This window comes from Halpernia sp. (genome assembly GCF_048269545.1).
GTDB lineage: Bacteria > Bacteroidota > Bacteroidia > Flavobacteriales > Weeksellaceae > Halpernia.
On the sequence record NZ_JBLXIJ010000006.1, the window covers coordinates 98464 to 116958 of the forward strand.

General features: G+C 30.4%; 18 protein-coding genes. 5 read left to right on the forward strand and 13 right to left on the reverse strand.

Annotated elements, in window-relative coordinates:
* Nucleotides 1-118: 118 nt before the first annotated feature.
* The 4 genes from ACN0WB_RS08810 to ACN0WB_RS08825 all read right to left on the reverse strand — a co-directional run bounded on the left by ACN0WB_RS08810 (nucleotide 119) and on the right by ACN0WB_RS08825 (nucleotide 3140).
* A complete protein-coding gene (locus ACN0WB_RS08810; protein WP_417430898.1) occupies nucleotides 119-904 on the reverse strand; it encodes a GLPGLI family protein in 786 nt (261 codons plus the stop codon).
* The gene (locus ACN0WB_RS08815) at nucleotides 892-1608 is read right to left on the reverse strand and encodes a GLPGLI family protein (RefSeq protein ID WP_417430900.1); all 717 of its coding nucleotides are present in this window, start codon (nucleotides 1606-1608) and stop codon (nucleotides 892-894) included. Before ACN0WB_RS08815 ends, ACN0WB_RS08810 begins: the two co-directional genes overlap by 13 nt.
* Before the next feature lie 79 nt (nucleotides 1609-1687).
* Nucleotides 1688-1954 carry a hypothetical protein gene (locus ACN0WB_RS08820; RefSeq protein ID WP_417430902.1) on the reverse strand — a complete coding sequence of 89 codons (267 nt, stop codon included), beginning with the start codon at nucleotides 1952-1954 and terminating at the stop codon, nucleotides 1688-1690.
* Nucleotides 1955-2441: 487 nt separating this feature from the next.
* On the reverse strand, nucleotides 2442-3140 hold the full coding sequence (locus tag ACN0WB_RS08825) for a hypothetical protein (RefSeq protein ID WP_417430904.1): 699 nt from the start codon (nucleotides 3138-3140) through the stop codon (nucleotides 2442-2444).
* Nucleotides 3141-3297: 157 nt separating this feature from the next.
* Here ACN0WB_RS08825 and ACN0WB_RS08830 point away from each other — a divergent pair, with 157 nt between their 5' ends.
* The 3 genes from ACN0WB_RS08830 to ACN0WB_RS08840 are packed head-to-tail and all read left to right on the forward strand — an operon-like array spanning nucleotide 3298 to nucleotide 7145.
* Nucleotides 3298-4269 (forward strand): hypothetical protein, encoded by a 972-nt coding sequence (locus tag ACN0WB_RS08830; protein WP_417430906.1) that lies wholly within the window; start codon nucleotides 3298-3300, stop codon nucleotides 4267-4269.
* Nucleotides 4266-6755: a hypothetical protein gene (locus ACN0WB_RS08835; protein ID WP_417430908.1), complete on the forward strand. Its 2490-nt coding sequence runs from the start codon at nucleotides 4266-4268 to the stop codon at nucleotides 6753-6755. The genes ACN0WB_RS08830 and ACN0WB_RS08835 overlap by 4 nt, the downstream gene beginning before the upstream one ends.
* Nucleotides 6756-6758: 3 nt before the next feature.
* A complete protein-coding gene (locus ACN0WB_RS08840) occupies nucleotides 6759-7145 on the forward strand; it encodes a hypothetical protein (RefSeq protein ID WP_417430910.1) in 387 nt (128 codons plus the stop codon).
* Between the two features lie 65 nt (nucleotides 7146-7210).
* Here ACN0WB_RS08840 and ACN0WB_RS08845 read toward each other — a convergent pair whose 3' ends face one another.
* From ACN0WB_RS08845 to rpsL, 9 genes are all read right to left on the reverse strand, one after another.
* Nucleotides 7211-9442 (reverse strand): reprolysin-like metallopeptidase, encoded by a 2232-nt coding sequence (locus ACN0WB_RS08845; protein ID WP_417430912.1) that lies wholly within the window; start codon nucleotides 9440-9442, stop codon nucleotides 7211-7213.
* 146 nt (nucleotides 9443-9588) lie between these two features.
* Nucleotides 9589-10416 carry a GLPGLI family protein gene (locus ACN0WB_RS08850; protein WP_417430914.1) on the reverse strand — a complete coding sequence of 276 codons (828 nt, stop codon included), beginning with the start codon at nucleotides 10414-10416 and terminating at the stop codon, nucleotides 9589-9591.
* Between the two features lie 161 nt (nucleotides 10417-10577).
* The gene (locus ACN0WB_RS08855; protein WP_417430916.1) at nucleotides 10578-10976 is read right to left on the reverse strand and encodes a GLPGLI family protein; all 399 of its coding nucleotides are present in this window, start codon (nucleotides 10974-10976) and stop codon (nucleotides 10578-10580) included.
* Nucleotides 10943-11431, reverse strand: coding sequence for a hypothetical protein (locus ACN0WB_RS08860; protein ID WP_417430918.1), 489 nt, complete (start codon nucleotides 11429-11431; stop codon nucleotides 10943-10945). Before ACN0WB_RS08860 ends, ACN0WB_RS08855 begins: the two co-directional genes overlap by 34 nt.
* A gap of 24 nt (nucleotides 11432-11455) precedes the next feature.
* Nucleotides 11456-11734: a hypothetical protein gene (locus ACN0WB_RS08865; protein ID WP_417430920.1), complete on the reverse strand. Its 279-nt coding sequence runs from the start codon at nucleotides 11732-11734 to the stop codon at nucleotides 11456-11458.
* Between the two features lie 189 nt (nucleotides 11735-11923).
* Nucleotides 11924-12229 (reverse strand): 30S ribosomal protein S10, encoded by a 306-nt coding sequence (rpsJ, locus tag ACN0WB_RS08870; RefSeq protein ID WP_090079689.1) that lies wholly within the window; start codon nucleotides 12227-12229, stop codon nucleotides 11924-11926.
* Between the two features lie 17 nt (nucleotides 12230-12246).
* Nucleotides 12247-14364 (reverse strand): elongation factor G, encoded by a 2118-nt coding sequence (gene fusA / locus ACN0WB_RS08875; protein ID WP_417430922.1) that lies wholly within the window; start codon nucleotides 14362-14364, stop codon nucleotides 12247-12249.
* 4 nt (nucleotides 14365-14368) lie between these two features.
* The gene (rpsG, locus tag ACN0WB_RS08880; protein ID WP_417430924.1) at nucleotides 14369-14845 is read right to left on the reverse strand and encodes a 30S ribosomal protein S7; all 477 of its coding nucleotides are present in this window, start codon (nucleotides 14843-14845) and stop codon (nucleotides 14369-14371) included.
* Between the two features lie 22 nt (nucleotides 14846-14867).
* On the reverse strand, nucleotides 14868-15281 hold the full coding sequence (gene rpsL / locus ACN0WB_RS08885; protein ID WP_417430926.1) for a 30S ribosomal protein S12: 414 nt from the start codon (nucleotides 15279-15281) through the stop codon (nucleotides 14868-14870).
* Between the two features lie 269 nt (nucleotides 15282-15550).
* Here rpsL and ACN0WB_RS08890 point away from each other — a divergent pair, with 269 nt between their 5' ends.
* Nucleotides 15551-17188 carry a T9SS type A sorting domain-containing protein gene (locus tag ACN0WB_RS08890; protein ID WP_417430928.1) on the forward strand — a complete coding sequence of 546 codons (1638 nt, stop codon included), beginning with the start codon at nucleotides 15551-15553 and terminating at the stop codon, nucleotides 17186-17188.
* A gap of 99 nt (nucleotides 17189-17287) precedes the next feature.
* Nucleotides 17288-18466 carry a nicotinate phosphoribosyltransferase gene (gene pncB, locus ACN0WB_RS08895; protein ID WP_417430930.1) on the forward strand — a complete coding sequence of 393 codons (1179 nt, stop codon included), beginning with the start codon at nucleotides 17288-17290 and terminating at the stop codon, nucleotides 18464-18466.
* The last annotated feature ends 29 nt before the right edge of the window (nucleotides 18467-18495 follow it).

The following is an 18495-nucleotide window of genomic DNA, read 5'->3' on the forward strand; positions in this document are numbered from 1 at the left end:
ATTTTAATTGACAATAAGAGAATTAAAAATATTTAGGAAATTATAAAAATAAAAACATCTCTTATAAGAAAAGATGTTTTTCATAATTAAAAAGTGCTAAAATTCTAAACTATAAAATTTATTTAACCCAAATCATCCCCTTTTCAATTGGATTATTATGCCCTTCCATCCATTCCAAGAAACTTGAATTGATTGTTTCAATAATTTCTTTATCAGAACTCTGTTTACCATTAAATGAAACCGAAACTTTCATGTTACTTTGCATGAGATTTTGCTTATATTGTGCAGCGGGTTCACGAATAATATTTTCTTTAAACGTAATTTCTTTTTGCAAATTCCCCATCGGAATTGCAGGAAAGGGTTTTATTGCGTCAGTTTTTTTTTCAATACTCGTAGCAAAAAACTGATAATCATTATCATTTGAACTTATTTCCAATATAAGACCGGGAAGTCCTGAAAATTTATATGGTCCATCTTGGATAGGAATTTCCATTGTGTACCAAGCGATCCATTCTCTTCCACCAAATGAAATTGAAGCATTTTCGCATTTATGACCTAAAATTTCTTTCTTTTGCTTTAAAAGTTCCCATTTTGTCGGAAATAAGTAATCGGAAGAATAGAATTTATACAATATCATTTCATACTTTTTGAAAATATCTTTTGAAGAATTTTTAAAAATATTGGCATTAAAATCACTGTAATTTAAATCCTGAAATTTAAAGAATGACTCTTTCGTTTCCGCGTTTATGTTTAAAAGGTATTTTTCAAATACTTTAGTGCTATCTTCAACTTTTGGTCGGAATTTCACATCGTAGCCTATTGTATAATTTTGCGAATAGATAAAATTTCCACTGAAAAAAATTAAAATAAGAAGGTAAGATATTCTGAAATTTATTTTTCCCATTCAAATTCTATTTCTAAACCATTTCTTTCTTGCTCGAAAACTTGGTTATTAGGAATTTTTTCCAATTCTTTCTTTAATTCTGGTGTGAGACCATATCTTAACTTCGGATATTTATGAAAAGATATAACTTCTCCTTTATAGGAATCAAAGGGATTTTTTATTTCGTCTGAACTTTCTTTAAAATTAAGTAATGACCATTTAAAACTGTTTGCATCATCGTAAACTTCATAAATAAGCCCAGGTGTATTTTTAAATTTCCACGGACCTACTGATATTTTTACTTTTTCATCATACCATGCAATGTAGTGACGTCCTCTAAAATCTGTTTCTGCTTTAAGCAATTTTATCTTATTTACTATTTTAAATTCTGAAGATAAAACCCATTTCATCTCATATACGTCGTTCAAAACATAATCTTTCTCTTTTGCATTCGGAATATTTTCTAAAATAAGGTTTTTTTCACCTGGCTTTGCATAAATATAATATAAAGGTGTTTTTTTAGAAATAAAATACGTTTCAGGCGCATCTCCATTTGGTTTGATACCAAATTGAACTTTGTAAAGCTTTATTTTAGTTTTTATTTCAAACTGTAAATTAGCGGGGAAAACAAAAGTTTTTCTTAAGTCTTTATTATAAACATCGAAATTATAATTTGCGTCAAAAGTTTGAGAATGATATCCAAGACTAATTAAACAAAATATCATATAAAAGTAATTCTTCATAGAAACATACATAACAAATTGGCTTTAAAAGAAGCCAATTTGTTGGAAATTAAATAATTTTTTATTCAGCTGCTAATTGAGCATCCATCAAAACAATTTGCGCATGTAATCTACAAGACCTTTCATCTGGTTGAAGACTAACGTCAGTTTTAATTACTGTTTGACTTCCATCTGCATTAACACGGTAAATTGTAGTAACACATAATAAACTTACTAAGTCGTTAGTATTAATATTAGGATTCTGATTTGAGGTCGAGGTTAGTGACGTTGTGTTTGCACTCATCATCCCCGCAACTCCAAAAGCCGCTAATAATAAAACTTTTTTCATAATACATTGTTTTTATTGGTTAATGTATTACGAAACTAAAACTAAAACTAAAACTAAAACTATGCAAGTTATTTTTTAAAATTTAGCGAAATATTCGCAATTTGTAATAAATCTAAACAATTTCAACAAAACTCGTATTTTTAAGTGGTAAGAATATATTTTTAATTGACAATGAGAGAATTAAAAATAATTGTAATTATTTTAATAATTATTTAACAAAAGAAAAACTCTACAAAATTTAATCCGCAGAGTTTTTCACAATGTATTTTAAAGTAAGAAAATCATTATTCAAATATGCCTATTTTTTCAACTTTAGAAGTAAATGCAAGAATTAATATAACTAAAATCCAAAAATAATTTTGAATTTTTAATTTTTTGAACTTCTCGTCTTCTTTGCTATTATATAATGAGATTATCAGATAAATATTATAAATTATACCGATACCAAACAAAATTAATAAAATGTAATTTTTCATAATTATAAATATTAATCAAACCAGCCCATACAATCTGCGAAATCCAAAACAGCAATTGCAGTTCCGATAGCTCCAAGATATTTTGAAGCGACTTTGCCTACGATTTTCATTACACCTTTTTTACCTAATTTTTTCAAACTACCACTTCCAAGTTGAATTAGTGAATTAATTCCTGTCGCTTCTAAAATACAATTTCCAACATTCGATTGGGCATAGACAGAATTGCCTGCTAAACTAATAAATTGTAACGCAAAATCTTCGTCATTAAAAATTCCCATTGTTTGACCTTCTTGAAGATAACTTTCTTCAGCAACAATTGTTTGTGCTATTAAATCTAATTTTGCAGGATCTAAACTTCCAAGTTCTTGAATTAATTCCGCCTCCGAAATCCCATAAGCTTTTATTAATTCTAAAGCATCTGGATAAATAAAAAGCACGAAATCCTTCTCATTAAATACAGGCGACTTCGCACTATTTGATAAGGAACCATTTGAAGAATTTCTAAATCTAACCCCTGCATTCTTCATTGAATTTTTAAATGCATTAATTTCTACCGTACGGTCTAAATATAAATCAGCTTCATAATAGCGATCTGATTGACACGATTGAAAAACTGAAGACGCAGTTACCGCAAAGAGAATAAAAGAAAATAATAAAATGAAACCCATCCTGATCTCACTTAATTGTTTTAAAATTGTAAATTTTTTCATAATACATTGTTTTTATTGGTTAATGTATTACGAATCTAAAACTAAAACTAAAACTACGCAAGTTATTTTGTAAACTTTAACAAAATAATCGCAATTTGAAATTAATCTAAATGATTTATTCAAATTTAGTTTCCCTTTAATTTTAATAAATTTGAAAATGAAAAAACTTTTTCTTTTTGTAATATTAATTTTTCTCACTTCCTGCGACAAAATAAATCCGCACAATCATACTTTTTATTATTGGCGAACCAATTTAAGTTTAAACCAAGCCGAAAGTGACGCTTTAAAAAAATCTGAAATCCCATTACTTTACACCCGATTTTTTGATATTGATAAAATTAACGGGAAATTTGAACCAGTCGGCGTTATTACAAAAGAGGCCAGTTTTACAACAGACAAAAAAATTGTACCCGTCATTTTTATAAAGAATGAAGTTTTGTATGATATTACGCCTGATGAAATTAATTTTTTAGCAAAGAGCATCAATAATTTAATTAATAGAAAAAGCAAAGAATTACAATCAAAAATTACGGATGAAATACAAATAGATTGTGATTGGACTGCGGGAACAAACGAACAGTATTTTGATTTTCTTGAAGTTTTTAAAGATATTTCACATAAAAATATTACTTGCACATTGAGATTGCATCAAGTGAGAGATTATCCATTAATAGGAGTTCCTCCCGTAGAAAAAGTATATTTAATGTGTTACGCAACCTCATCTCCTTTGGAAAATTCTACAAAAAATTCAATTTTAGATGTTCCTACTTTAAAAAATTATTTGCAAGATTTAAACACTTATCCTTTAAAAATGGACATTGCATTACCTATTTATTCTTGGGGAATTATTACCAATCATTTGGGTAAACATAAATTAATCAATGCATTAAGCTTGTCGGATTTAAAAAATAATATTAATTTTAAACAAATATCAGGAAATAATTTTGAGGTTTTGAATGATGGTTTTTACTTCGGTATTTATCTAAGCAAAGGTTTTAATGTAAAAATTGAAAGCATTAAACAAGAAGATTTGAACCAGACTTTAGATTTTATTAATGATAAACTCACTTTTTATAATATTGTTTATTATCAACTCGACAGTCGTTTTATTAAAAACTATAAACTATGAAAAAATTAATTTTACTTGTCATAATCCTCTTCTGTAGGAATACAAAAGCTTGTTCATGGTATGATCCAGATTTGGAGTACTTTAATCTTTTTACACAAAATTTAATTCCCAATAAAGCTTACGAACCATTTTTGCTCACTTATTCTAATGCGTTTTATGGCGCTGGAAATTCTCAACTTCTCGATGAAAATATTCAGGAATGGCAAACTTTTTTTAAAAATGAATTGACTTATGACGAAACCAATGCTTTAGTTACAAAGATTGACATTAAACATTTAAATAATTTAAAAGCTGGGAAATTAACTCATGATTTATTTAAAAAATTAGGCGTTGGTTTCTACACCAAAAACAAAGAAGCAATCGATTATTTAATAGAAGCAAAATATTTGCAACCTTATATGCGCATTAGTTATGTGGAAGATGCAGATTCATTTTACCCAGCGGAACCGACAGATCCAAAGAATGCAACAAAACTGAATTATTTAAAAACCAACGTTGCATTAAAAAGTTTATACAACGCTGCAAAAATTCCTGAAATTAAACTTCGTTATGCTTATCAAATCGTACGTTTTAATCATTACACAAGACATTTTGACGAAGCAGTGAAAGCTTTTAAAACTTATGTGGAACCTTACAAAAAAGACACGCCAATTTATTGGTACGCTTTAGACCAAAAAGCGGGCGCAGAAAGAGGTTTGCTTTTGATGAATGAGGCAAATTGGGATTTCTTCCAAGTTTTTATCCATTCTAAAAATAAAAAACAGAGTGCTTTTACCTCAATGAAAATAAGCAATGACAATGATTTTCAATCTTTATTACAACGTGCGGAAACAACAGAAGAAAAAAATATGGCGTATTTTCTTTTGGCTTATTCCAATTACAGTGATCCTGTTCCATTAATGGGAAAAATGCTGGATAATAATGCAGATTCGGATATTTTAAAAATTTTAGCATCAAGATCCATTAATGAATTAGAGCGTTCTTATTTGCCAATTCGTATTGATTGTGACGATGATAAATGCAAAATGAAAGACAAACGTTTGCCAATTTACTTTGAAACTTATGGCATTGGAATGGAAGATAAGAGTAAAAATTTCATCGCAGAATTATCTGCTTTCATTAAAAAAGCGCGTGCAAAATCGGATGATGCATTTTGGCAAATGACAGATGCATATTTAAAATTTTTAAACAGAGATTATTCTGAAAGTCAAGAAATTTTGAGTAATATCAAAACAAATGATGTGCAATATTTAGCAGAAATTAAAAAAATGAAAATGCTGAACGACATTGTTTCTCAACCAAAAATTGACGCTACATTTGAAAATAAAATGATGCAGAATTATGCGGACTTTTTTAATATTCCAAAAATGAAAAATACAGAAACATATATGGATGAACCAGATACGGAATCTTTCATCCGAGATATTTTAGCAAATCGTTATTTTCTGCAAGGGGAAGATGCAAAATCTTTTCTGATGAATAATCAGTTATCAGATTTACAATATAATCCGAATTCTAAATTGGTGAAAGAAGTTGAAGATTTTTACAAAAAACCAAATAAAAATGATTTCGAAAAATACATCGCTAAAAATCTGGACAATGTCGGAAATACAGAAGCTTTCTTTAATGTGATTTACGGAGATTTTGCAATGCGACAAGCTGACTTTGAAAAAGCTAAAAATTATTATGAGAAATCTAAAAATTTCAGTGGAATTCCACGTATTGTTTATGATTGGTCGGAAGATACGAGAACCGAAGCGCCTATAAAATTTAAAAAAGATGAGTATGACGGATTTCACAATATTTCAAGCTTGGTTTTTGGGCATAATGTTTGGGAAAGTTTTGGAAGTCCAGAAAAGGTTTCTATGAAAGCCGCAAATACAAAAGATTTTCCTTTTATTAAAAACAAAATGAATAAATTAGAATTGTCTCAAATTGCAGTTCAGCTTAATTCTATCGCAAATGAAAATTCTGAAAAGGGCGCAAAAGCAAACCAACTTATCGGGAATTTATTATACAACACGTCTGTTCTCGGTTATTACAGAGAGACTTTTACAATGGATATTAATAATGAAAATGGACAAAAATTTCAGTTTTGGACTCCCGATAATAGCTTTCATTTTTATTATAAAAACTTCACAGACAGCAGTTTTATAGAACCTGATAATTTTGATTTAATTATTAATTTTTACAAAAAGGCACTTTCTCTAAATAAAAATAAAGAGGAACAAGCCAGAATTTTATTTCAAATGGCAAGTGCGGAACAAGGTAAATATTACCAGTTTGAAAATTCAAATGAACCAATAAATTATGACGATCCGGAATGGTCTAAAAAAGAAGAATCTCTCCAAGCTAAGTTGAATAAGATAAAAAACGCACAATTTAGAACCTATTTTGCTACTTTAAAAAAAGATTATGCAGAAACAAAAACAGTGAAAGATTTAAGAAGCAGTTGTCTTTACTTTAAATATTATATGACGAAATAGAAAATGACAAAAAATATTATAATTCTCAGTTTATCAATAATTGCAATTTTAGGTTGTAGTAATTCTATAAATAATGTAAATGATATTGACCCAAAACTTATTGGTTCTTGGAATGCGAAAATTACAAAAACACAAAATCCTATTTCTAAAACCTGGAAAATAAAAAGAAATTCTGATGGTACTTTTAGTTCTGATGAAATTTTAAAAATTGCAAACCGCAGTCAAAATATAAAACGTTCAGGAAAATGGTGGACACAAAATGGAATTTATTACCTGCAAGACGAGAGAAACAAAGACACTTTAACTTATAAATATTCAATATTAAATGCAGGAAAAGTAAAATTTAATTCTACAAAAGACAGTTTAGAATTTGTAGAAACCAAAGAATAAATTCTAAAAAAAAGATGTTTCATTTTGTTGAAACATCTTTTTTTATTTTAAACTTAAGTAGAAGATTATTCCTTTATAAATTTAGATTCTGTAGTTTTTCCGTTATCATCAATTGTAATAACATAAATTCCTTTTGTTAAAGAACTAACTCTTACTTGGTTATTATTTAAAACTCCAGAAGAAACCAATTTCCCTGATAAATCATAAATTTTATAAGCAGATTTTGAAGAAATATTTTTCACAAAAAGAATCTCTTTTGTTGGATTTGGATAAATTTGAAGTTTTAATTTTTCCGCTTCTGAAGTTGCTAAAGGCGCAGTTAAAGTCACTTTATTTACGGCATAGAAAACATTTCCGATAGCAGAAACTCTTACATAAGGAGTAGAAGCACCAAGTGAAGCAGGAAAAATAACGCTTGCAGAACCATTATTTGCAGTGGAATTACTTAGAACACTCCAAGTTGCTCCATTATCATTCGTATAATCTATCATAACATTTGCTACATTGTAAGGCGAAGCTGTAGTTCCAGAAACCACCCAACTAATTGCAACAGGAGAACCTGCAGGACCAGAAGCAGTATTAACTGTGAAAGCAGAAGCAGAACCGACCACAATTTTTTGCTCTTCGTAAGCTGTTTGTGCTTGACCGCCAATTTTATTATCACGAACTGTTACACGGAAATTAGTAGTTCTAGATTTTGTGGAAGCTGCTTCGAAGTCAGCTGTGTTTTTAACGCTTCCGCCTAAAACTGTAGATAATTTAGGAAAATATCTTGTGGGACTAGTTGTTGGTGACCAAGAACGGAAACTTGCACCTGAAGATGTCGTTCCAATATTTGATTTTGTAACACCATTTGCTAATTTACTTGGATCCACTTCTTCCCAACAGTAAGTTAAAGGATCAGAGTCTGGATCTGTTGCAATGGCAGTCAAAACAAAAGGAGTGCTTTTAGGGATAGTAAAAGTTACAGGCATTGCTTGAATAACAGGAGGATTATTTGTAATATTAGTTTCTTCATCTACAGAAGTTGTAGCAAGAACTGCTTGAACTTGATCAATACTTACACTGTGGAAATAAGGATCCGAATGTTCTTGTAAATCTGTACTTGCTCCCGTTATTCCTGCATAACCCATAATTGTAGAACCTGAACCTGGTTCAACTTCTTTATTTAGAAATTGTTCATAAAAACTATAAGTATGACTATCTCCTAATTGATGTCCCATTTCATGAGCAACATAATCTATATCAAATGTATCTCCTGATGGATTAGAATTAGCAGGGGATGTAATACCACTTCCTTTATAATTATCTGGAGCAATATATGCATAACCACAACCACCATCTGAAGCACTATAAGAGGTAAAAGAAACATCATCGCTTCCTATACAACCGATACAACCTGCATTTCCTCCACCTCCTGTTGCACCAAAAAGGTGGCCTATATCAAAATCTACATCATTTACTCCGTAACTTCCACTATGTAAAACATTCATTAATTCATAATTCCAGTTACACATTTTAGAAGAAGGACTGTAAGGATCTGAGTTTGCATTTGTGAAAATAATATTTTGTGCATTTATCATGTTTAAGTGCAAACTAAATTCTTGTTCAAAAACACCATTCACTCTTGTCATGGTCGCATTCATTTGAGTAAGAGCACCAGTTTTACCACCAAAATATGCGGTGTATTCTCCTGTTACAGAAAGCGCTAATCTTAAAGTACGATATTTTTTATCGCTAGATTTTCCTAAAGTAGATTTTTTATCTACCAATTTTTGAATTCTAGCGATTGAAAGTGAATCTTCTTTCGTATTGCAAACAAATGCAGATCCATTTTTTGAACTTTTAGAATGAAGTGCATATATCGATTTATCAAATGAAGCTGGCTCAATAAATTCATATTTGCCGCCACTAATAATCATCGACTGAAAATCATTTGGCGCCACACTAAATCTTATATATTTTGTGGGATCATCAATTCCAGTTCCAACATAAGAGCCCAATTTATATTGTTCTTCTAACGCTTCATCCATTACTGGGAAACTATATACAGCAAATCTCTCTATTTTTCCTTCTGCTGTTGGAATTTCTATGGTAACAGATTTTGCATTTTTCCCCATTTTATTAGTAGAAATAAGTTGGGTACGAATTTTATTGATATCTAATTTGTAATATGCATAATTTTTATTTTGCTTTGAAAATGTTGAAATACCTTCTGTTTTCGTCCATTGTGCATTGACACAAAAAGAAAATAAAACGGAAAATATAATTGTAAAAGTTGTAAAGAATTTCTTCATGATATATATTTTGACCGACGAAAATAAATAATTTTTATGAATTAAAGGCTATAAAATTGAAAAACAAACCTAATATATAATTACGAGATCTTCTAAGTTTTAGTTTATTGAAAAAATTTTAATTTAAAATATATTTAAAAAAAATTTTAATTTTCAAAATAATTAAGTTTTTTATCTCGCTCAATAATATTATTATTGTCTCGGATATATTTTTGGTAACGTTTAGTTTGTTCTGTGATTTGGTCTTTAGAAGTAATTCTAACACCCATCAATTGTATTTTTTCTTCTGGTTTATAAACAAAATTTTCTCTTATTTCGTGATACGGATCTTTGTAAAAATCTAATTTTATTCTATCTAAGGATTCTCGATTAATTAATATAGGTTTTTTATCCATTGTAGTTTCTAAAAAATCTATAGTGTTGTAAGTAGATTTTAATTGGTAGCTTTTTATTAATTTAAATAAAAATTGATTTTCAGAATCAGAAATTTCAAATATTAAACCAGGAAGTCCGCGGAATTTGTACGGTCCTTCGTTAATGGGGATTTCCTGATTAAACCAAGCGATCCATTTTCTACCTCCAAAATCTGTAGTTGCCTTTTGCAGATTATATTGTCCCACTTTTTTAGTTTCTGAGGAAAGTTTCCAGTTTATTTTATCGGTTGTGGAATATTTAAAGTAATCGTTTAAAAATTCAAAATTGAGATTTTCGTTAGAATTTTTTTTTCTAATAATTGCAGGCGTATCATTCCAGAGAAAATTTTTATAATCGTGAAGTTTATTTAAAGAATCATTTTCGGCATAAGCGTAATCATAAAATTTCACATCTTGTGGATTGATGTCTAAAACCATATTTGCTTTTTCATATTTTGCGGAAGCGGAATCTGTTTTAAATTGATATTGGTAAATAAAACGGTGGGTTTGTGAGGAAACTGAAATGCTTATTAAAAAAATAAAGAAGAAAACGTTTTTCATTAATAAATTTTTGATAAAAATAAACATTTTCTTGGAAACACAAATCTTGACAGGTTTTAAAACCTTGAAGGTTTGGAAAAATAAAAATCCCTAATCTTTCGAAAAGGGATTTTATATAAGTTTTGATTGTTTGCCGAAGCAAATTCATCTTAATTTAATTTTTATTCCAACTCAATTGGATTGTACGGAGAGGCTTGTAACCTTCCGGTAATTTCGCTACCATCTGGATTATAAGCTTTCCCAGAATAAAAACCCGGATTATCATTATAAGATTGAATAATTTTTCTAAACTGCTCTCTTGAAACTTTCAAAATATTATCTTCAGTTCGGGTATAAATATTTTCCTTTTTTTTATCAATTCCAATCAAAGTAAAATCATATTCATTTTTAGAATCTGAAATTTCCATGATAAGACCTGGAAGACCACCAAAAACATAAGGTCCATTTATTATCGGCAATTTTTTGGCATACCAAGCTGTATATGTTCTACCTTTAAAAACGGCTTCCGCTTCTCCACAATCATAACCTAAAATATTTTTTTTCCTTCTTTTAGTTTCCAATTAAAAACTGGGTTTTGAATTTCGTATTGATAAGTTTTTCTCGCCCAATCTTGGATAAATATATTTTTATCCTTGAAATCTTTTACAACTATTGTTTCCCATTGTGTTTTCAATTTTAAAAGTACATCAAATTCATCTGCATTTATTGTGGATTGGTGACTTTGCTTCTCAATTACTGAATCTCTCTGCAACTGAATAACATCTATAAATTTGGAATAATTTTCACCAATCTGAAGTATTCCAATGGCTACCGTTTTGTTATCTGGAACTTTTGGATTTTTAACAAAACTTATTTTGTAGTAAAAATTTTGGTTTGCCACGCCTAATGATTCTGATTTGAAAGTCTCTGATTTAAATTTAAAATTGGGTGGATAAGAAATGGTTTGTCCAATCACATTAGAAAGAACAAAAAATGTTAAGGTTAATATAAGAATTTTTATGGTAAAATTTTTCATGTATAGAATGTATAAAACTACTAATTAAGGAGGAGTTAATGCAGCGTTGCATTTAATCGCACTCCATTTAACCGCATCGGCTTCAAGTTCTTTACTAGTTGAATAATCATTTGAATTTAAATAAAAAACAATCCCACATTCTGAGGTAATCTTCACTAAATTTATATCTGGTGGCGAAACAACTAAATTTAAAAGCGAATTCATTTTTTCATTTTTAAAATTAAGTTCGTGTGATTGTTTAGTACTTTTAGCACTCATCATTCCAGCAATTCCTAGAGTAGCAATAAGTAATAATTTTTTCATAACATATATTTTTAATTGTTAATATGTTACGAAACTAAAACTAAAACTAAAACTAAAACTATGCAAGTTATTTTTGAAAATTTAACTAGAAGAATGTAATTTAGAATTATTTAAAATAAAAAAATCCCTAATCTTAAAGAAAAGGGATTTTATAATATAAGTTTTAATTATTTGCCGAAGCAAAAATCATCATACTTTAATTTCTACATCAACTCCAGAAGGCAATTCTAATTTCATTAATGCATCTACAGTTTTTGAAGAAGATGAATAAATATCCATCAATCTTTTATGAGCAGATAATTGAAATTGTTCTCTTGCTTTTTTGTTTACGTGCGGAGATTTCAATACTGTGAAGATTCTCTTGTTTGTTGGTAAAGGAATTGGTCCATTTACAACTGCACCTGTAGCTTTTACAGTTCTCACGATTTTCTCAGCAGATTTATCTACTAAATTGTAATCGTAAGATTTTAATTTTATTCTTATTCTTTGTGACATTTTAATTTATTTAGAGATTAACCTTTTGCTTTTGCGATTACTGCTTCTGCAACATTTGTAGGAGCTGCTTCATATTTTTCAAATTCCATAGAAGACGTTGCTCTACCAGAGGAAAGTGTTCTAAGTGAAGTTACATAACCAAACATTTCTGCTAAAGGCACGAAAGCTTTAATGATTTTCGCATTATTTCTGTCGTCCATTCCGTTGATGGTTCCTCTTCTTCTATTAAGATCTCCAACAATGTCTCCCATATATTCTTCAGGAGTAACAACTTCAAGTTTCATAATCGGCTCCATAATTACAGGTTTCGCTGCGCGTCCTGCTTCACGGAAGCCCATTTTTGCAGCTAATTCAAAAGATAATGCATCAGAATCCACTGGGTGGAAAGAACCATCTTTTAAAACTACTTTAAATCCTTCTACTTCAAATCCTGCTAAAGGACCGTTTTTCAAAGATTCTTTAAATCCTTTCTCAACAGCTGGTACAAATTCTTTCGGAACATTTCCACCTTTAATCTCATTTACAAATTCTAAACCAGGTTTGTTGTCTTCTGCAGGTCCCAGTGTAAAAACGATATCGGCAAATTTACCACGACCACCAGATTGTTTTTTGTAAACTTCTCTGTGTTGTGTTGTTTGCGTAAGATTTTCTTTATATTCTACTTGTGGTTCACCTTGGTTTACCTCAACTTTGAATTCTCTACGCATTCTATCTACCAAAATATCAAGGTGAAGTTCACCCATTCCGGAGATAATAGTCTGCCCAGAAGCTTCATCAGTTTTCACTTGGAAAGTTGGATCTTCTTCAGCTAATTTTGCTAAAGCATTCCCCATTTTATCTTGATCTGCCTTAGTTTTAGGTTCCACTGCGATACCAATTACTGGATCTGGAAAAACCATAGATTCTAAAACAATTGGATGTTTCTCATCACATAAAGTATCACCAGTTTTGATGGATTTAAATCCAACAGCTGCACCAATATCACCTGCTTCGATAAATTCTACAGGATTCTGTTTATTTGCGTGCATCTGATAAATACGTGAGATTCTTTCTTTGCTGTTAGATCTTGTATTCAAAACATAAGAACCTGCGTCTAATCTACCAGAATAAGCTCTAAAAAACGCTAATCTTCCCACAAAAGGATCAGTTGCGATTTTAAAGGCTAATGCAGAAAAAGGTTCTTGTACACTTGGTTTTCTAGTAACTTCTTGTTCATTATCTGGATTTGTTCCAACAATATCATCTTTATCCATTGGTGATGGAAGATATTTACAAACCGCATCTAGCATAAATTGAACGCCTTTGTTTTTGAAAGAAGAACCACATGTCATTGGAATAATAGACAAATCAATTGTTGCTTTTCTTAAAGCTTCATTAATTTCATCTTCCGAAATAGAATCTGGATCTTCGAAGAATTTCTCCATCAAAGTATCATCATAATCAGCAACGGCTTCTACAAGTTTTTCTCTGTATTCCAAAACATCAGCTTTCATATCTTCAGGAATTGGCACTACGTCAAATGTTGCACCCTGAGTTTCATCATGCCAGATAATTGCACGATTTTTAATTAAATCTACAACTCCTTTGAAAGTTTCTTCAGCTCCTATTGGTAATACGATTGGAACTGCATTAGAACCTAACATTTCTTTAACTTGGTTAACGACTTTTAAAAAGTCTGCACCTTGACGGTCCATTTTATTTACAAAACCTAGTCTCGCAACTTTATAGTTATCTGCTAATCTCCAGTTAGTTTCAGATTGTGGTTCAACACCATCAACTGCAGAAAATAAAAATACCAAACCATCAAGTACACGTAAAGATCTATTTACCTCAACAGTAAAATCCACGTGTCCCGGAGTATCGATAATATTGAAATGGTAACTTTTAGAATCCGAAGCAGGAGCACCATCAATTCTTGGATAAACCCACTCACAAGTAGTAGCTGCAGAAGTAATTGTGATACCACGTTCTGCTTCTTGCTCCATCCAGTCCATTGTAGAAGCACCATCATGTACTTCGCCAATTTTGTGGTTTACACCAGTATAAAATAATATTCTTTCCGTAGTAGTAGTTTTACCAGCATCAATATGCGCAGCAATACCAATATTACGAGTTAATTTAAGATCTCTTGCCATTTAATTAAAATCTAAAGTGTGAAAATGCTTTGTTGGCTTCTGCCATTTTGTGAGTGTCTGTTTTTTTCTTTACAGCAGCACCCTCTTCTTTTGCAGCAGCAATAATCTCTGCAGCCAGTTTATTAGCCATAGATTTATCATTTCTTGCAGTAGAATATTTTATTAACCATTTCATAGCCATAGAAATCTTTCTATCAGCGCGAATTGGCATTGGAATTTGAAAGTTAGCACCACCTACTCTTTTAGATCTAACCTCTACGTGAGGCATCACATTGGTAAGAGCGTCTTTCCAAATTTCCAAAGAAGTCTTCTCGTTTTCTCCTTTTTTAGCTTCTACGATGTCTAAAGCATCATAAAATATTTTAAATGCAATTGATTTTTTACCATCAAACATTAAATTGTTCACAAATCTTGTTACCAACTGATCATTAAATTTTGGATCTGGCAACAACGGTCTTTTTTTTGCTTTTGTCTTTCTCATTGTTTCTTTACCTATTTAATGATTATTTTTTCTTGCCTTTTGCCGGAGCTGCAGCTGCTGCACCTGGTTTAGGTCTTTTTGCTCCATACTTGGATCTTCTCTGTGTTCTTCCACTAACTCCTGCAGTGTCTAAAGCACCTCTCACGATGTGATATCTTACTCCCGGTAGGTCTTTCACCCTTCCGCCGCGTACCAATACTATCGAGTGCTCTTGGAGATTATGTCCTTCGCCCGGGATGTAGGCGTTAACTTCTTTCCCATTAGAAAGTCTTACTCTTGCTACTTTACGTAACGCTGAGTTAGGTTTCTTAGGAGTTGTGGTGTATACTCTCGTACAAACACCGCGTCTTTGCGGACAAGAATCCAAAGCAGCCGATTTACTCTTCTTGGTGAGTGCGACTCTTCCTTTTCTTACTAATTGTTGAATAGTAGGCATTTAATTGCTTTTTGTTTTTTATAATTCAGGGTGCAAAAATAAGAAATATATTTGATTGTGCAAATGGATTATTGATTTTTTATTTAATTGAATGTTATATTCTAAAAATTGGGTTATTAGAATAATTTGAATAGTTTTTAATAATTTAATAGAGTTTCATAAGATGTAGAACAGAAACCGATTTAATAAAATAAAATAATTCTAACCTCCCATTATTTAACTATACATTTTTTTAAATACATTTGCGCCAAATATTTAATAATTATTAATTGAAAAAACTTTTCCTTTTTATATTGATCTCAAATTTTGCCTTCTCGCAATATAGTATTTCTATTGCAGAAAGAAGTGCATTGCTTTCTATATACCAAACTACAAACGGCGAAAACTGGAGCCAAACTTGGGATTTAACTAAAGATCCACAATATTGGTATGGCATCAAAATTAAAAATCACAACGTTACAGAAATCAATTTGCGTGGAAACGCTCTCTCAGGAATTTTTCCTTCAAATTTATCTGTATTTACGAATCTTAAAGCATTAGATTTTAGTAATAACAATCTTAGTGGTGAAGTTTCGCCAGGTTTAGCGAGTTTATCACAACTCATTTCTTTAAGCATTAATGACAATAATCTTACAGGCGATCCAACTTCAACAATTTCTTCACTTTCAACACTTTCAGAATTGTCAATTGGTCACAATCATTTTATTATTTCAGATATTAATGTATTTCTGCAAAATTTTAACCAATTAAAAGTATTAGACATTGCAAATTTAAATTTAACAGCAGTTCCGCAAAAAATTTCAACTTTAAATACTTTAGAATCTTTAGATTTAAGCGACAACCAATTAAAAACTGGCTTCAATTATCTTTCTAATTTAACCAATTTAAAAGAATTAAATCTGTCCGGAAATCTTTTAACAACTTTACCCACAGAACTTGGTAATTTAACACAGTTGATTACTTTAAATCTTAGTAGAAACTTACTTAAAACCAATTATGAAACGCCTATAACAAATTTAAAAAATCTAGAATGGCTTTCTCTCGAAAATAATTTATTAGAAAATCCACCTTCAAATATCGGCGGATTTACAAATTTGATTCAACTAAATTTAGGTAGAAATTTAATCTCTGGAAATTTATCTTCACTTTTAAATCTAAAAAATTTAGAACAACTTTATCTTGATCATAATTTATTAAAAGACGCTTTCCCTGCAGATCTTTTAACGCTTCCAAAACTTCAAATGTTATCTTTAACGGGAAATAAACTTTCTGGAGCAATTCCAAGTACAATTCCTGCGCTTACTTTTATAGATAATAATAAATTTTCTTTGGCGGATATTAAAAATTTTCTAGATACAAAACCAAAATTTACAGACTTCACTTATTCACCACAGAGATATGATGATACACTTTCAGTGGGTGCGGTTTTGGGCGAAAACGTTACTTTAAGACAATCACTTTCTGGTAATGATTTCCAATTTACTTGGTTCAAAGATTTAGATGTAAAACAGCCAAGTTCTACAGAAAGCTTTTACATTAATAAGATAAAAGCAGAAGATTTTACAGATTATACTTGTGAAGCTTATTTCGCAAAATCATATCCCGATTATTTTTTAGAAATTTCATTTTTCCGCGAACCTATAAAACTCGAATCAACTTTAGCAACGAAAGAAATTTCAAAAAATCTCAGTATTTATCCCAATCCAACCACAGATATTTTGTTTGTGAGAACGGTAAACGAAAAAATAGAAAATATTTCTATTTTTGATATGAGTGGAAAAATGATACTTACAGATTCTAGTAATTCTAAAACCCGCGTTAATGTGCGTGCATTCCCAAGTGGCGCTTATTTAATTTTAATTAAAACTTCAAACGGCAACAAAACTTTTAAATTTATTAAAAAATAATTTCTTTTTTTAATCTCCTCATTTTAAAGTTGCTAAATTAATTTTTAATTATGGATAGAAAATCTTAAATTTTCCTATCTTTCACTAAATTTCTATAGAATGCCTCTTGTACAATTAAATTCAATTCTCGATAATGATTTTTATAAAATCACCATGCAAAATGCTGTAGTGAAATTATTTCCCAGCCAAGTGGTGAAATATAAATTTATCAACCGCGGCGAACATCAATTTCCAGAAAATTTTGCGGAAGAATTAAGACATTCCGTTAATGCAATGGCAGAATTGAAATTGACCAAAGACGAGAAAAAGTTCATGGAAAAAACGTGTCCATACATTGATTTGCCTTATTTAGATTTTCTAGAAGGTTTTCGTTATGATCCTTCTGAAGTTCACATTTCACAACACGGAACAGAATTAGAAGTTACTGTGGAAGGACTTTGGTACCGCACAATTTTATGGGAAGTTCCGTTGCTCTCTTTAATAAGCGAATTGAATTATGCAATGGGAAATTTAGAAAGAAATTCCAATGAAATTGTTATCGAAAACACCTTAGAAAAAGCGCGCCGAATGAAATATTTAGGAGTCACTTTTGCAGAATTTGGCACGCGAAGAAGACATTCTTATAAAGTTCAGCGTTTGGTTTTAGACGCTTTAATGCGAGACAGAAACTCAACATTTATAGGAACTTCTAACGTTCATATGGCGATGATTTATCAAACAAAACCAATCGGAACGCACGCTCATGAATGGTTTATGTTTCACGCTGCAGAGTACGGTTTTAAAATGGCAAATAAAATTGCATTAGAACATTGGGTGGATATTTATCGTGGTGATTTGGGAGTTGCACTTTCCGATACATTTACAACCGATGTTTTCTTTAAACAATTTGACAAAAAATTTACAAAATTATTTGATGGCGTTCGTCACGATAGTGGAGATCCGATAGAATTTGCTCAAAAAACAATTAATCATTACGAAGAAAATGGAATCAATCCTTTATTTAAATATATTATTTTTTCCGATGGTTTAAATTTGGAAAAAGTAGATGAAATCACGCAAGCTTGTCGTGGAAAAATAGGAATTTCTTTTGGGATAGGAACCAATCTTACAAACGATGTCGGTTTACGACCAATGAATATTGTTATGAAATTAATAGGCGTTCAAGCACCAAATAAAGATTGGATTGCAACCGTGAAACTTTCGGACGAAAAAGGAAAATATACAGGTGATCCAAAAATGATTGAATTAGCGAAGGAATTTTTACGGATTAAAGAGTAAAATTTTTTAATCCTAAAAATTAAAAATTC

Bases quoted from the DNA above. Each gene is read 5' to 3' on its own strand.
- rpsG (WP_417430924.1), bottom strand. From the start codon at position 14,845: ATGAGAAAGACAAAAGCAAAAAAAAGACCGTTGTTGCCAGATCCAAAA.
- rpsL (WP_417430926.1), bottom strand. From the start codon at position 15,281: ATGCCTACTATTCAACAATTAGTAAGAAAAGGAAGAGTCGCACTCACC.
- rpsJ (WP_090079689.1), bottom strand. From the start codon at position 12,229: ATGTCACAAAGAATAAGAATAAAATTAAAATCTTACGATTACAATTTA.
- ACN0WB_RS08820 (WP_417430902.1), bottom strand. From the start codon at position 1,954: ATGAAAAAAGTTTTATTATTAGCGGCTTTTGGAGTTGCGGGGATGATG.
- ACN0WB_RS08845 (WP_417430912.1), bottom strand. From the start codon at position 9,442: ATGAAGAAATTCTTTACAACTTTTACAATTATATTTTCCGTTTTATTT.
- ACN0WB_RS08840 (WP_417430910.1), top strand. From the start codon at position 6,759: ATGACAAAAAATATTATAATTCTCAGTTTATCAATAATTGCAATTTTA.
- fusA (WP_417430922.1), bottom strand. From the start codon at position 14,364: ATGGCAAGAGATCTTAAATTAACTCGTAATATTGGTATTGCTGCGCAT.
- ACN0WB_RS08865 (WP_417430920.1), bottom strand. From the start codon at position 11,734: ATGAAAAAATTATTACTTATTGCTACTCTAGGAATTGCTGGAATGATG.
- ACN0WB_RS08830 (WP_417430906.1), top strand. From the start codon at position 3,298: ATGAAAAAACTTTTTCTTTTTGTAATATTAATTTTTCTCACTTCCTGC.
- pncB (WP_417430930.1), top strand. From the start codon at position 17,288: ATGCCTCTTGTACAATTAAATTCAATTCTCGATAATGATTTTTATAAA.
- ACN0WB_RS08825 (WP_417430904.1), bottom strand. From the start codon at position 3,140: ATGAAAAAATTTACAATTTTAAAACAATTAAGTGAGATCAGGATGGGT.
- ACN0WB_RS08835 (WP_417430908.1), top strand. From the start codon at position 4,266: ATGAAAAAATTAATTTTACTTGTCATAATCCTCTTCTGTAGGAATACA.
- ACN0WB_RS08815 (WP_417430900.1), bottom strand. From the start codon at position 1,608: ATGATATTTTGTTTAATTAGTCTTGGATATCATTCTCAAACTTTTGAC.
- ACN0WB_RS08810 (WP_417430898.1), bottom strand. From the start codon at position 904: ATGGGAAAAATAAATTTCAGAATATCTTACCTTCTTATTTTAATTTTT.
- ACN0WB_RS08860 (WP_417430918.1), bottom strand. From the start codon at position 11,431: ATGAAAAATTTTACCATAAAAATTCTTATATTAACCTTAACATTTTTT.
- ACN0WB_RS08850 (WP_417430914.1), bottom strand. From the start codon at position 10,416: ATGAAAAACGTTTTCTTCTTTATTTTTTTAATAAGCATTTCAGTTTCC.